The sequence below is a fragment of the Isoptericola variabilis 225 genome (assembly GCF_000215105.1).
GTDB classification, from domain to species: domain Bacteria; phylum Actinomycetota; class Actinomycetes; order Actinomycetales; family Cellulomonadaceae; genus Isoptericola; species Isoptericola variabilis_A.
Window position 1 is genome coordinate 2,671,677 of sequence record NC_015588.1, and the last position, 13,800, is coordinate 2,685,476.

Annotated in this window: 11 protein-coding genes; 10 read left to right on the forward strand and 1 reads right to left on the reverse strand. The window is 73.7% G+C overall.

Going from position 1 to position 13,800, the window contains the following annotated elements; all coding sequences use genetic code 11:
* Positions 1 to 69 precede the first annotated feature (69 nt).
* The 4 genes from ISOVA_RS12275 (at position 70) to ISOVA_RS12290 (ending at position 4,814) form a co-directional block, all read left to right on the forward strand.
* Complete coding sequence (locus ISOVA_RS12275; RefSeq protein WP_013839543.1) at positions 70 to 1,218, forward strand: carbohydrate ABC transporter permease; 1,149 nt, start codon at positions 70 to 72, stop codon at positions 1,216 to 1,218.
* Entirely contained in the window at positions 1,215 to 2,135 is a 921-nt protein-coding gene (locus ISOVA_RS12280; protein WP_013839544.1) for a carbohydrate ABC transporter permease, read from the forward strand. The genes ISOVA_RS12275 and ISOVA_RS12280 overlap by 4 nt, the downstream gene beginning before the upstream one ends.
* A 77-nt stretch (positions 2,136 to 2,212) precedes the next feature.
* A complete protein-coding gene (locus tag ISOVA_RS12285) occupies positions 2,213 to 3,790 on the forward strand; it encodes a glycoside hydrolase family 1 protein (protein WP_013839545.1) in 1,578 nt (525 codons plus the stop codon).
* Between the two features lie 10 nt (positions 3,791 to 3,800).
* A complete protein-coding gene (locus ISOVA_RS12290; protein WP_013839546.1) occupies positions 3,801 to 4,814 on the forward strand; it encodes a LacI family DNA-binding transcriptional regulator in 1,014 nt (337 codons plus the stop codon).
* 31 nt (positions 4,815 to 4,845) lie between these two features.
* On the opposite strand, the gene ISOVA_RS12295 is transcribed toward ISOVA_RS12290, so the two are convergent.
* Positions 4,846 to 8,343, reverse strand: a complete 3,498-nt coding sequence (locus ISOVA_RS12295; RefSeq protein WP_013839547.1) for a bifunctional proline dehydrogenase/L-glutamate gamma-semialdehyde dehydrogenase — start codon at positions 8,341 to 8,343, stop codon at positions 4,846 to 4,848.
* A 53-nt stretch (positions 8,344 to 8,396) separates the two neighbouring features.
* On the opposite strand from ISOVA_RS12295, the gene ISOVA_RS12300 reads away from it, so the two are divergent.
* From ISOVA_RS12300 to ISOVA_RS12325, 6 genes are all read left to right on the forward strand, one after another.
* Positions 8,397 to 9,167 (forward strand): helix-turn-helix domain-containing protein, encoded by a 771-nt coding sequence (locus ISOVA_RS12300; RefSeq protein ID WP_013839548.1) that lies wholly within the window; start codon positions 8,397 to 8,399, stop codon positions 9,165 to 9,167.
* Between the two features lie 187 nt (positions 9,168 to 9,354).
* Positions 9,355 to 9,948 (forward strand): biotin transporter BioY, encoded by a 594-nt coding sequence (locus ISOVA_RS12305; RefSeq protein ID WP_041294880.1) that lies wholly within the window; start codon positions 9,355 to 9,357, stop codon positions 9,946 to 9,948.
* A gap of 188 nt (positions 9,949 to 10,136) precedes the next feature.
* Positions 10,137 to 10,967: an aldo/keto reductase gene (locus tag ISOVA_RS12310; RefSeq protein WP_013839550.1), complete on the forward strand. Its 831-nt coding sequence runs from the start codon at positions 10,137 to 10,139 to the stop codon at positions 10,965 to 10,967.
* 254 nt (positions 10,968 to 11,221) lie between these two features.
* Entirely contained in the window at positions 11,222 to 12,523 is a 1,302-nt protein-coding gene (locus tag ISOVA_RS12315; protein ID WP_013839551.1) for a Glu/Leu/Phe/Val family dehydrogenase, read from the forward strand.
* 71 nt (positions 12,524 to 12,594) lie between these two features.
* A complete protein-coding gene (locus tag ISOVA_RS12320; protein ID WP_013839552.1) occupies positions 12,595 to 12,900 on the forward strand; it encodes an antibiotic biosynthesis monooxygenase family protein in 306 nt (101 codons plus the stop codon).
* A complete protein-coding gene (locus ISOVA_RS12325) occupies positions 12,897 to 13,778 on the forward strand; it encodes a putative protein N(5)-glutamine methyltransferase (protein ID WP_013839553.1) in 882 nt (293 codons plus the stop codon). The genes ISOVA_RS12320 and ISOVA_RS12325 overlap by 4 nt, the downstream gene beginning before the upstream one ends.
* Positions 13,779 to 13,800: the final 22 nt, after the last annotated feature.

Here is a 13,800-nt window from a genome sequence, read left to right on the forward strand (position 1 = left end):
CCGCCGTCGTGCACGGCGTGCGGCCCGGCCGGGCCACCCCGACCGGCGACGACGCACAGGAAGCAGCACATGGCCGTCCTCTCAACCTCCCAGCCCGCGCCCCCGCGCGGCGCCCCACCGGCCCGGCCCCCGCGGCGGGTCGGCTTCTCCCAGCGCCTCGGCCGCTGGGACGTGAAGGTCTCCCCCTACCTGTACATCTCGCCGTTCTTCGTCCTGTTCGCCCTCACGGGCCTGTTCCCGCTCATCTACACGGCGTTCGTCTCGGTCCACCAGTGGAACCTGCTGGGCGGCCAGGGCGACTTCGTCGGCCTGCAGAACTACACGGACGTGCTGAACCAGCCGATCTTCTGGCGGTCGCTCGTCAACACGGTCTCGATCTTCATCCTGTCGAGCATCCCGCAGGTGCTCCTCGCGATCACGATCGCCGCCCTGCTCGACCAGAACCTGCGCGCTGCGACCTTCTGGCGCATGGGCGTGCTCGTGCCCTACATCGTGGCCCCTGTCGCGGTGTCGATGATCTTCGGCCGGATGTTCGCCGACCAGTACGGCTTCATCAACGCGCTGCTCGGGATCGTCGGCATCGACCCCGTGGGCTGGCACTCCGACCGCTTCGCCAGCCACGTGGCGATCGCGACGATCGTCAACTACAGGTGGACCGGTTACAACGCGCTGATCTTCCTCGCGGCCATGCAGGCCGTGCCGCGCGAGCTCTACGAGGCCGCGGTGATCGACGGCGCCGGCCGGGTCCGCCAGTTCTTCTCGGTCACGGTGCCGCAGATCCGCGCGACCATCATCTTCGTCGTCATCACCTCGACCATCGGCGGCCTGCAGATCTTCGACGAGGTCCGCATGTACGACGCCGCGGGCCTCGGCGGCCCGTCGAAGAACTGGATGACCACGGTCCTCTACCTGTACGACGTCGCGTGGGGCAACCAGAAGAACTTCGGCCGCGCCGCGGCGGTCGCCTGGATCCTGTTCCTGCTCATCATCGCGATCGGCATGATCAACTTCCTGGTCACTCGGCGGATCTCGACGTCGGGCCCGAGCGCGCCCAAGGTCAGCCGCAAGCACACCAAGGCGCTGCTCGAGCGTGCCCGCGCCGCGGGCTCCTCGACGGCGACCCCGCCCGCCGCCGGACCGACGCCCGGCACCGGTGCACCGCCGTCGGGCACGCCGGACGCAGGCCGGACGGCCACGACCCGAGGGGAGGACCGATGAGCTCCGTCGCCGTCACCGCACAGACCGCGGGCAAGGGCGCGGCACGCGCCGCCGCACGCCGTCGCGACCAGGGCAAGGCCTCGCGCTCCGCGTCGCGCCGCCCCGGCTGGATCACCTACACGCTGCTCGGGATCGCGCTCGTCATCTCCGCGTTCCCGCTGTACTTCACGCTGCTGCTCGGGTCGTCCGACCCGGTCGCGATCGCGCAGAACGCGGTGCCGCAGTGGCTGCCGGACGCGAGCCTGTTCCAGCAGTTCGCGACCGTCATCGAGTCGACGCAGATCAACTTCTGGAAGGCGCTGCTCAACTCGGTGGTCATCGCGGTCACCGTCTCGACGTCCGTCGTGCTGTTCTCGACGCTCGCGGGGTACTCGTTCGCCAAGCTGAGCTTCCGGGGCCGCGGGCCTCTGCTCGTGTTCGTCATCGCGACCATGGCCGTGCCCACCCAGCTCGGCGTCATCCCGCTGTACATCCTCATGTCGGAGATCGGCTGGATCGGCAAGGTCCAGGCCGTCATCATCCCCGGCCTCGTCGCCGCGTTCGGCGTGTTCTGGATGACGCAGTACCTCTCGGAGGCGCTCCCCTACGAGCTCATCGAGGCCGCGCGCGTCGACGGCGCGTCGATGATCCGCACGTTCTGGTCGGTCGCCCTGCCCGCCGCCCGGCCGGCCGCCGCGATGCTCGGCCTGTTCACGTTCGTCCAGCAGTGGACCAACTTCTTCTGGCCGTCGATCGTGCTCAACCAGAACAACCCGACGCTGCCGCTCGTGGTGCGCTCGCTGCAGGCGACGTACTTCGTCGACCACTCGCTCGTCATGGGCGGCATCTTCCTCGTGACGCTCCCGCTGCTGGTGATCTTCGTGTTCGTCGGCCGGCAGCTCGTCGCGGGGATCATGGCCGGCGCCGTGAAGGGCTGACCCCGCCAGACCGCTCCACGCTCCCCCGCCCCCCGGGCGGGGGAGCGCCCTCCGACCGCATGGGAAGACCGATCCACATGACGCTCAGCATCCCGGGCCCCGGCCTGCGCCTGCCCGCCCCCGGCACCACCGTGCCCTTCACGCCCACCGCCCCGCTGCCCGCGCCCGCCGACACCGGACGCGTCGCATTCCCCGACGGCTTCCTGTGGGGCACCGCGACGGCCGCCTTCCAGATCGAGGGCGCCTCGAGCGAGGGCGGGCGACAGGACTCGATCTGGGACGCGTTCTGCCGGATCCCCGGCGCCGTGCGGAACGGCGACGACGGCACGGTGGCCTGCGACCACTACCACCGGTACCGCGAGGACGTCGCGCTCATGAAGCGGCTCAACCTCGACACCTACCGGTTCTCGACGTCGTGGGCGCGGATCATGCCCGACGGCAAGACCGTCAACGCCGAGGGCCTCGACTTCTACTCGCGCCTCGTCGACGAGCTGCTCGCCGCCGACGTGCTGCCGTGGCTCACGCTCTACCACTGGGACCTGCCGCAGGCGCTCGAGGAGCTCGGCGGCTGGCCCTCGCGCGACACCGCGTACCGGTTCGCGGACTACGCGGTCGCGGTGCACGAGGCGCTCGGCGACCGGGTGCGCGTGTGGACGACGCTCAACGAGCCGTGGTGCTCGGCCTTCCTCGGCTACACCTCGGGCGCCCACGCGCCCGGGAAGAAGTCGCCCGAGCTCGGCCTGGCCGCCGCGCACCACCTCATGCTCGGCCACGGCCTCGCGGTGGAGGCGCTGCGCGAGCGCGACCCCGAGGCGTCGCTCGGCATCACGCTCAACTTCACGGTCTCCGACCCCGTCGACCCGAGCGACCCGGCCGACGTCGACGCCGCGCGCCGCGACGACGGCATGTTCAACCGCATCTTCCTCGACCCGATCCTGCGCGGCGCGTACCCGCAGGACCTGCTCGACGACGTCGCGCACCTCGGGTTCGCCGACGTCGTGCGCGCGGGCGACCTCGAGACCATCTCGACGCCGATCGACGTGCTCGGGGTGAACTACTACAACGGCGGCGCCGTCTCGGCGAGGCCGCAGCAGGCCCAGGGCACGCCCGAGGGCACCGCCGGGCCGGACGGCGCGCGCGAGACGCCCACCGACGGGCCGGTGTGGGAGACGGGCTCGCCGAACCCGGTGCCGGACGGCATCCACCACCACAGCCGCGGCCTGCCGACCACGGACATGGGCTGGGAGGTGCAGCCCGAGGGCCTCACGCGCCTGCTCGTGCGCCTCCAGCAGGACTACACGGGCCCGCGCGGGACCGCGCTGTTCGTCACCGAGAACGGCGCGGCCTACCCCGACGTCGTGCAGCCCGACGGCAGCGTGGACGACCAGGACCGCCTCGCGTTCATCGACGCGCACCTGCGCGCGCTCAAGGCCGCGATCGACGCCGGCGCCGACGTGCGCGGCTACTTCGCGTGGTCGCTCATGGACAACTTCGAGTGGGCGCTCGGCTACTCCAAGCGGTTCGGGCTCGTGCGCGTCGACTACGAGACGCAGGAGCGCACGGTCAAGGCCTCGGGTCGCTGGTACGCGCAGGTCGCCCGGGACAACGCTCTCCCGGCCCGGACGGTCGACACGCCCGGCCCCGCGGACAAGTAGTCTCACGCTCGTGACCACCGAGCACGGCGCCCCGACCCTGGACGACGTCGCCCGCGCCGCGGGCGTGTCGCGGTCGACGGCGTCGCGCGCGATCAACGGCGGCGAGCGCGTCTCGCCCGAGGCGCAGGCCGCCGTCGACGACGCCGTCGCCCGGCTCGGGTACTCCCCGAACCGGGCGGCGCGCTCGCTCGTCACCCGGCGCACCGACTCCATCGCGCTCGTCGTGCCCGAGCCCGACGCCCGCATCCTCACCGACCCGTTCCTCGCGGGCGTGCTGCGCGGCGTGAGCGAGGGCCTGACCGGCACCGAGCTGCAGCTCGTGCTGCTGCTGTCGCGGCCCGACGAGCGGCCCGGGCACATCGCGCGGTACCTGCGCAGCGGGCACGTCGACGGCGCGATCGTCGTCTCGCACCACCGCGACGACCGCCTCGAGCCCGAGCTGTCGCGCTCGCACCTGCCCGCGGTGTTCGTCGGCCGGCCCTTCAAACCCGAGGGGCTGCACTACGTCGACGTCGACAACGTCGCGGGCGGGCGCACGGCCACGCACCGGCTCGTCGAGCGCGGCTGCCGCCGCGTCGCCACGATCACCGGCCCGCTCGACATGACGGCGACGCTCGACCGCCTCGAGGGCTGGCGTGCCGAGCTCGGCGAGGCCGGGCTGCCCGCCGACGTCGTCGCGCACGGCGACTTCACGGCCGCCGGCGGCGCAGCCGCGATGGAGCAGATCCTCGACGAGCACCCCGACATCGACGGCCTCTTCGCCGCGTCCGACCTCATGGCGACCGGCGCGCTCGAGGTGCTGCGGGCCCGGGGCCGCTCGGTGCCCGACGACGTCAAGATCGTCGGCTTCGACGCGCTCGGCGTCGCGGAGCGCACCACCCCGCGGCTGACCACCGTCGAGCAGCCGCTCGTCCAGATGGTGTCCGTCGCGACGTCGACCCTGCTCGACATGCTGGCCGGCGAGCGCGTGGCCGACGAGCCGCGGATCCTCACGCCGCACCTCGTCGAGGGCGAGACCGCGTAGCACCGCGCCGAGATAGCGACGCGTCGCTACGTCAGGCGCGGTGCACGTGGCCGTACCGGTGGCGCGTGCGGCTCACGGCCTGCTCGCGCAGGAACGTCAGCAGCTCGCGACGCCCGGCGGCGAGCACCGGCCGGTCGAGCACCGTGACGGTGCCGAGGCGCCGGGCCGCGGCCTCGTGCAGGCCGGGCGCCTCGCCGATCACGCGGATGCGGCCGGTGATCCGGCCCTCGGCGACGGCGGCCGCGAAGTCCTCGTGGGAGACGGGCGCCTCGTGCGGCACGCCCCACCCGGCGTCGGACGCCGGCACGACGACGGTCGGCACGCCCGCGCGGCGGGCGGCGGCCAGGACACGCTTGACCTCGACCGGCAGCGCGCCGTCGCCGACGCGCACGGTCACCTTCTCGACCGGGCGGTAGCGGAACGTGTTCTCCTCGACGCGCAGCCCGGTCCGGTCGTGCCCGACGCCGAACTCGGTCTCCCAGGCCGCGGCGTCGGACGCCTCGGCGAACGCCAGCCACCCCTCCGGGTCGTTGCCGCGCGACGGCACCACGGCCGCGTCGTCGGACCACGCGCCGAGCTGGGCGACGTAGTTGGGGCCGCCGGCCTTGGCGCCCGGGCCGACCACGGAGGCCTTCCAGCCGCCGAACGACTGCCGCTGCACGATCGCGCCGGTGATGTGCCGGTTGACGTAGACGTTGCCCGCCTCGACGCGGTCGAGCCACGTGGCGATCTCGTCCTCGTCGAGCGAGTGCAGGCCCGCGGTGAGGCCGAACGAGACCTGGTTCTGCAGGCGGATCGCCTCGTCGAGGTCCTTCGCGCGCATGATGCCCAGCACCGGACCGAAGACCTCGGTGAGGTGGAAGAACGAGCCCGGCGCGACGCCGTCGCGCAGGCCCGGCGACCACAGCCGGTCGGGGTCGATGCCCGCGGCGGCCGCGACGTCGTCGAGCCGCCGGGGCTCGACGAGCCACGACTCCCCCGGCTCGAGCGAGGTGAGCGCGCGCAGCAGCTTGCCCTGCGCCGGCTCGGTGAGCGGGCCCATGACGGTCGACAGCTCGCGCGGGTCGCCGACGGCGAGCGAGCGGACGGCGTCGACGAGCTGGCGGCGGAACCGCTCGCCCGTGACGGTCGTCGGGTCGCCGACCGAGCCGACGAGGATGACGAGCGACGCCGCGGAGCACTTCTGGCCGGCGTGCCCGAACGCGCTGCGCACGAGGTCGGCGACCGCGAGGTCGAGGTCGGCCGACGGCGTCACGACGAGGGCGTTCTTGCCCGACGTCTCGGCGAAGACCGGCCGCTCGGGGCGCCAGCTCGCGAACAGCTCGGCAGTCTCGATCGAGCCCGTGAGGATGACGCGCGAGACGTCGGCGTGCGTGACGAGGTGCTTGCCGAGCTCGCCGTCGGGCACGCGGAGGAACTGCACGACGTCGCGCGGGACCTCGGGCGCGAGGCCGATCTGGGGCGCGACCGCGTCGAGCGCGCGGTGCACCGCGTCGACCGCGAGCTCGAAGCAGCGCGGCGTCGGCGGCGCGGGCTTGGCCAGCACCGGCGAGCCGGCGGCGAGCGACGCGAGCACGCCGCCGATCGGGATCGCGACCGGGAAGTTCCACGGCGGGGTCACGAGGGTGACGCCCTCAGGCGCGAACGCGGCGCCCTCGACCTGCGCGAGCGCCTCGGCCGCGCCGGCGTAGTAGTTGGCGAAGTCGATCGCCTCGCTGACCTCGGGGTCGGCCTCGGCGACGGTCTTGCCGGGCTCGTGCACCGCGGCGGCGACGAGCTCGGTGCGCGCGGCCTCGAGCTCGCGGGCCGCGGCCCGCAGGACCTTCGCGCGGTCGGCCGGGGCGACGGCCGCCCACGCGTCGCGGACCGCGACGGCGCGCGCCACGGCGGCGTCGATCTCGTCGGTGCTCGTGACCTCGGGCGCCTGGACCGGGACGAAGCCCGAGTCCGGCCCGGTCACGCGCTTCGCCCACTCGCGGTGCTCCGCGACCGCCGGGTCCGTGTCGACGGCGTTGCGGAACTCGGGCGCGTCCTCCCACGGCTGGCGCGCGCCGAAGCGCGACCGGCGGCGGGGAGCGACGTCGTCGGGCGTGTAGTGCAGACCGTGCTCCACGGACGCGCGGAACGCGGCCTCCTGCCGGTCCATCGGGGTGCCCTCGGAGGCGGCACCCGTGCCAGGCGCGCCCGACGGCGCGAACGCGGCGTGCAGGAAGTTCTGCTCGGCGGCGTTCTCCTCGAGACGCCGCACGAGGTACGCGATCGCGACGTCGAAGTCCTCGTCGCGCACGACCGGCGTGTACAGCACCACGCGGCCGCCGTCCTTGCCGACCTCCTCGCGCACGAGGCGCGCCTCGATCGGCGCCATGCCCTGGAGCATCTCGATGTCGAGGCCCTCGGTCACGCCGCGCGAGCGCGCGAGCAGCACCGCGAGCGCCACGTGGAACAGGTTGTGCGACGCGACGCCGAGGCGGACGGCGGCGGTGCGCTCGGCCGTGAGGTGGTGCTCGAGGACGCGCACGTAGTTGGCGTCGACCTCGGCCTTGGAGGTGTACGGGGCCTGCGGCCAGTCGTGCAGCTCGGCCTCGACCTGCTCCATGGCGAGGTTGGCGCCCTTGACGAGCCGGACCTTGATGCGTGCGCCGCCCGCGGCGATGCGCCGCTGGGCCCAGGCGGTGAGCTCGTCGAGCGCGCCGAGCGCGTCGGGCAGGTACGCCTGCAGGACGATGCCGGCCTCGAGGTCACGGAACTCCGGCAGGTCGAGGATCTCGGTGAAGACCGCCGTGGTCAGCGCCAGGTCCTTGTACTCCTCCATGTCGAGGTTGAGGAACACGCCGTGGTCGCGCGCGGCCCGGTACAGCGGCAGCAGCCGCTCGACGACGCGGCGGCGCGAGCCGTCGAGGTCCCACGTGACGAGCTGCGCGGCGACGGACGAGACCTTGATCGACACGTAGTCGACGTCCGGCCGCTTGACCAGGTCGATGGTGCGCTGCAGGCGGGCCTTCGCCTCGTCCTCGCCGAGCACGGCCTCGCCGAGGAGGTTGACGTTGAGCGTGTAGCCCTCGGCGCGGGTGCGGGCGAGGTGCTTGCCGAGCCCCGCGCCGGCGTCGGCGACGAGGTGGCCGACGAGCTGGCGCAGGCGGACGCGCGCGGCGGGCACGACGACCGACGGCAGCGTCGGGGCCACGGCCGCGCCGACCTTGAACAGCGCGCGGTCGACGGGGCTGAGGAACGACGCCGAGCCGGCGTCGCGGCCCAGGCGGGACAGGGCCTTGGCGGCGACGCGCACGTCCTGCGGGCGCGCGACGTCGTCGACGAAGCCGACCGCCAGCTCGAGGCCGGCCGGGTCGGACACGAGGGAGCCGAGGCGCTCGGCGGTCGCACGCGCGCGCCGGTCTGCGCGGGTCGTGGCCGCGGCGTCGTCGCCGGTGGCGGCGGCGATCCAGGTGCGCGCGAGGGCGACGGCGTCGTCGACGAGGCTCTCGGCACTCACGGGGGGCGCGGGGTGGTGCGCCGGAACAGAGGTACTCATGCTCCCAGGGTGCCTCGGACGGCGACGGCTCGTCTTGTACGATCGGGCGCGCGATGGGCGCAGTTTCGGACAAGACCACGTGGCCCGAGGCGGACGCCCTCCTGGCCGCGATGCCGCCTGCCATGGTCGCCCTCATGGACGAGCTCAGCGGCGTCATGTTCTGCGCCAAGGACACCACGGGCCGGTACGTGCTCGTCAACCAGGTCTTCGTGCGCCGCACCAACGAGAGCTCGCGCCGCGCGGTCATCGGGCGCCGCGCCGGCGACCTGTTCGTGCCCGAGCTCGCCGAGCGCTACACGACCCAGGACGACGAGGTGCTGCGCACCGGCAGGCCGCTGCGCAACGAGCTCGAGCTCATCCGCCACGTGGGCGGGGTGCCCGGCTGGTTCCTCACGTCCAAGCTGCCGGTGCACGACGGCGAGGGTCGCGTCGTGGGGATCGTGTCGGTCTCGCAGGACCTGCGCGAGGACGACGCCGACGACGCCGCGATGGACGCCATGGCGCGGCTCGTCGCGGAGGTCGAGCGGCACCTCGACACGTCGCCCGGCGTCTCGCTGACCGTGGCCGACCTCGCGCGGATGGCCGGGTGCACGACGGCGGTGCTCGACCGGCGCGTGCGGCGCGTCTTCGGCCTGACGCCGCGCCAGCTCGTGCTGCGGGCGCGGGTCGACCGCGCCGCGCACCTGCTGTCCTCGACCGCGACGCCCATCGCCGAGATCGCGTCCGTGACGGGCTTCTACGACCAGGCCGCGTTCACGCGCACGTTCGCCCGCCTCACCGGCGAGACGCCGTCGTCGTTCCGCCGCCGCGCCCGCCGCGCCTGACCCCGCCTTCCCCGCCGAGGTAGCGCGTTCCGCGCCGAGGTAGCGCGGTTGCAGGATCCCTACAACGATCCGGCCCGGTGTTCACGCCCACCCACCGCGGGGTGTGCGAAGTGCACAAACGCCGGTCCCGTTCTGTTGGTCCGGACAGGTCGTGTCCGTGCCCGACGCCGGCCCTAGCGTCGTGGCCATGACCTCAGCCGCGCTCCCGCTGCCCACCGCCCGCCCCCGTCGCGTCCTCGCCGACGTGCTGCCCGGCACGCTCGTGCGCGACGTCGCGCTCGTCGTCGGCGTCGCCGCCCTGACCGCGCTCACCGCGCAGCTGCGCATCCCGATCCCCGGCCTGCCCGTGCCCGTCACCGGCCAGACGTTCGCCGTGCTGCTCGGCGCCGCCGCGCTCGGCCCGCTGCGCGGGTCGCTCGCGCAGGTGCTGTACGTCGGCGTCGGGCTCGCCGGCCTGCCCGTGTTCACCGGTGGGGCCTCCGGCTGGGAGGCGGTCGCCGGCGCGAGCGGCGGCTACCTGCTCGGGTTCGTCGCGGCGTCGGCCGCCGTCGGCGCGCTCGCCCGCCGGGGTGCTGACCGCCGCGTGCTGTCGACCGTCGGCGCGTACGCCGTCGGGACCGCGGTGATCTACGCGTGCGGCGTGCCGTGGCTCGCCGCGGTGGCGGGCATGCCGATCGGCGCGGCGCTCATGGCCGGGGCGGTCGTGTTCCTGCCCGGCGACGCGATCAAGGCCGCCATCGCCGGCGCGCTCCTGCCCGCCGTCTGGCGCCGCGTCCGCTGACCACTCAGCCACCCCCCACGAGTTGTCAGGCCCACGCTCGGGCATAGCCCCGCCTGGGCCTGACAACTCGTCGCGCTCCGGCGTTGTCAGGCCCACGCCCGGGTACACCGCGGCCTGGGCCTGACAACTCGCGGGGTGGGAGGGCGCTGGCGCTGCGAGGGCCGGGCGCCCGCCGTACGTTGCCTGGCATGACGACCACCGCTCCCACCGTGACCCTGTCCCACGGCACCGAGATGCCGGTCCTCGGCCTGGGCACCGCCGGTTTCGACGACGCCGAGGCCGCCGAGTGCGTCCGGACCGCGATCGAGGACGGCTACCGCCTCGTCGACACGGCCGAGAACTACGGCAACGAGCGCGGCGTCGGCCAGGGGATCCGCGACGCCGCAGTCCCGCGCGAGGAGCTCTTCGTCACCACGAAGTTCAACAAGCGCTGGCACAGCGTCGACGGGGCCCGCCAGGCGTGCGAGAACAGCCTCGAGCGGCTCGGGCTCGAGTACGTCGACCTGCTCCTCATCCACTGGCCCAACCCGGGCCAGAACCGTTACGTCGAGGCCTGGGAGGGCATGATCCGCCTCCGCGAGGAGGGGCTGGCGCGCGCGATCGGGGTGTCCAACTTCAAGCCGCACCACCTGGACCGGCTCGTCGAGGCCACGGGCGTGACGCCCGAGGTCAACCAGATCAACCTCAACCCCTATGCCACCCGCGCCTCGACGCACGCCTACCACGTGTCGCACGGCATCGTCACCGAGGCGTGGAGCCCCCTCCAGCCGGCGACGATGCTGCAGGACCCCGTGATCACGGAGATCGCCGCGCGCACCGGGTGCAGCCCGGCCCAGGCGGTGCTGCGCTGGCTCACCCAGCGCGGGATCGTCACGGTGCCCAGGTCGGGCTCCCGGGAGCACCGGCGCCAGAACCTCGCCAGCGTCGACGTCCAGCTCACCCAGAAGGACATCGACGACATCAGCGCGCTCGACCGGGGCGAGGACCACGTCACCGACTCGGACGAGTTCGGGCACTGACCGCCGGACGATCGCCCCGGGCCACCGCCGAGCGGTGACCGGCGGGTGGCCCGGCGGTGGTCGTCGCCGCACCGTCGGTCAGCCGTTGGTCAACCCTCGGTAACCCCTCCACGAGGCGTGCCACGCCGCCTGTTCGCCCGCGTCGTGAGCGCCCCGGGAGAGGCGTTACGGTGGTGACGAGGCCCACAAACCCGGGCCGCGAAACCCACGCCGACGCCCTCACGAAGGACGCCGGCACGTGTCCTGGAGGACCAGTGACGACGTCGTCGATCACCACACCCGACCTGCCTGACGCACCCTCCGCTCCCCCGCGCCCCGACGGTCCCCTGGCCACGGCGCACGAGCAGCTCGCCACCGCCGTCGAGCACCTCGGCTACGACGAGGGCCTGCACCGCATGCTGGCCACCCCGCGCCGTGAGATCCACGTCGCGGTGCCGCTGCGGCGCGACAGCGGCGAGACGGTGCTCTTCCACGGCTTCCGCGTCCAGCACAACGTCTCGCGCGGGCCCGGCAAGGGCGGCCTGCGCTACCACCCGTCCGTCGACATCGACGAGGTCCGCGCCCTCGCGATGTGGATGACGTGGAAGTGCGGCGTCGTCGACCTGCCCTACGGCGGCGCCAAGGGCGGCGTCACCATCGACCCGCGCGAGTACTCGCTGTCGGAGCTCGAGCGCGTCACGCGCCGGTACACGTCCGAGATCATGCCGATGATAGGCCCCGACACCGACATCATGGCGCCCGACATGGGCACCGACTCCCAGACCATGGCCTGGGTCATGGACACCTACTCGGTCAACCGCGGCTACACGATCCCGGCCGTCGTGACCGGCAAGCCGCTCGCGGTGGGCGGGTCGCTCGGCCGCGGCACCGCGACGAGCGCGGGCATCGTCCACGTGACGGCCGCGGCGCTCGAGAAGGTCGGCGAGAAGCTCGACGGCGTGTCCGTCGCGGTCCAGGGCTTCGGCAAGGTCGGCTCCCACGCCGCCGCGATCTTCGCCGCGCGCGGCGCCCGCGTCGTCGCGGTCAGCGACCAGTACGGCGGCATCAAGGCCGACACCGGGATCGACGTCGACCGGCTGTTCGCGCACGTCGCCGCGACCGGCTCGGTCGTCGGCTTCGACGGTGCCGACCCGATCTCCAACGCCGAGCTGCTCGCGCTCGACGTCGACGTGCTCGTCCCGGCGGCCGTCGAGGGCGTGCTCGACGAGGTCACGGCGAGCCAGGTGCGGGCGCGCTACGTCGTCGAGGGCGCCAACGGCCCGACGACGACCGCGGGCGACCGCATCCTCGCGAAGAACGGCGTGACCGTGGTGCCCGACGTGCTCGCGAACGCGGGCGGCGTCGTCGTCTCCTACTTCGAGTGGGTCCAGGCGAACCAGACGTACTGGTGGACCGAGCAGGAGATCGCCGAGAAGCTCGAGCACCGCATGACGACCGCCTACCACGAGGTGGCCGCGATGGCGCGGAAGCACGGGGTCTCGCTGCGCGACGCCGCGCTCATCATCGGCGTCAAGCGCACCGCCGAGGCGCACGAGATCCGCGGCCTCTACCCCTGATCCGTCCCTGATCCGTGTCAGAAGGCTGGTGGGCTCAGGCCCACCAGCCTTCTGACACGTACGCTGGCGCGATGATCCTCGAGCACGCGCTCCTGCCCGTCCGCCCCGGTCACGAGGCCGCGTTCGAGGCGGCGCTCGTCGAGGCCCGGCCGCTCATCGAGGCGACGCCCGGCTTCGGCGGGCTGTGGCTGTCCCGGTCCGTCGAGTCGCCCTCGACCTACCTGCTGCTCGTCGAGTGGGAGTCCGTCGAGGCGCACACCGAGGGCTTCCGCGGCTCGGACCGGTACCCGCGCTGGCGCGAACTGCTCCACCACTTCTACGAGCCGTTCCCGACGGTCGAGCACTTCGAGACCGTCGCCGCGTCGGTGGACGCGTGACGCTGCTCGACGACGTCGCCGCGCGCCTTCGGGCCGCCGGCTGCGTCTTCGCCGAGGAGGAGGCCGCGCTGCTGCTCGACGCCGACGGCGTCCGCGGCGGTCAGGCCGGCATGCTGGAGGAGTTCGTCGCCCGCCGCGTCGCCGGCGAGCCGCTCGAGCACGTGCTCGGCCGGGTCGAGTTCGCGGGGCGGCGCTGGTCGGTCGGGCCGGGCGTGTTCGTGCCGCGCCGGCGCACGGAGCTCATGGTGCGCACGGCGCTGGCAGAGGTGTCAGGCTCACGCGGCCGTATACCCCGGCGTGGGCCTGACAACTCGGCAGATGCGGTGGTCGTGGTGGACCTGTGCTGCGGCTGCGGTGCGGTCGGCGGGGCCGTCCTCCTCGGGCTGCGCTCGCACGTGCCCGACGGCGGTACCCCGGCCGGGCGGTCGCCGCGCGTCACGCTGCACGCGTCCGACGTGGACCCGGCCGCGACGGCGCACGCGCGCGCCAACCTCGAGCCGCTGGGCGCGACCGTCCGCACGGGCGACCTGCTCGAGCCCTTGCCGACCGAGCTCCGCGGCCGCGTCGACGTGCTGCTGTGCAACGCCCCGTACGTCCCGGCGGACGCGATCGCCACGATGCCGCCCGAGGCCCGCGACCACGAGCCACCGACGGCCCTCGACGGCGGCCCCGACGGCCTCCACGTCCTCCGCCGCGTCGTCGCCGCCGCGCCCGACTGGCTCCGCGCCGGCACGGGCAGGCTGCTCTTCGAGATCTCCCCCGGCCAGGCGGCCACGGCCGTCGCGCTCGCCGAGAGAGCGGGGCTTCGCCCCGCCGTCGTGCACGACGAGGACGCGGACGGCCCCGGCGGCACCGTCGTCGTCGCGACCCTGCCCTGAACCCGACGCCGAACGTGTCAGA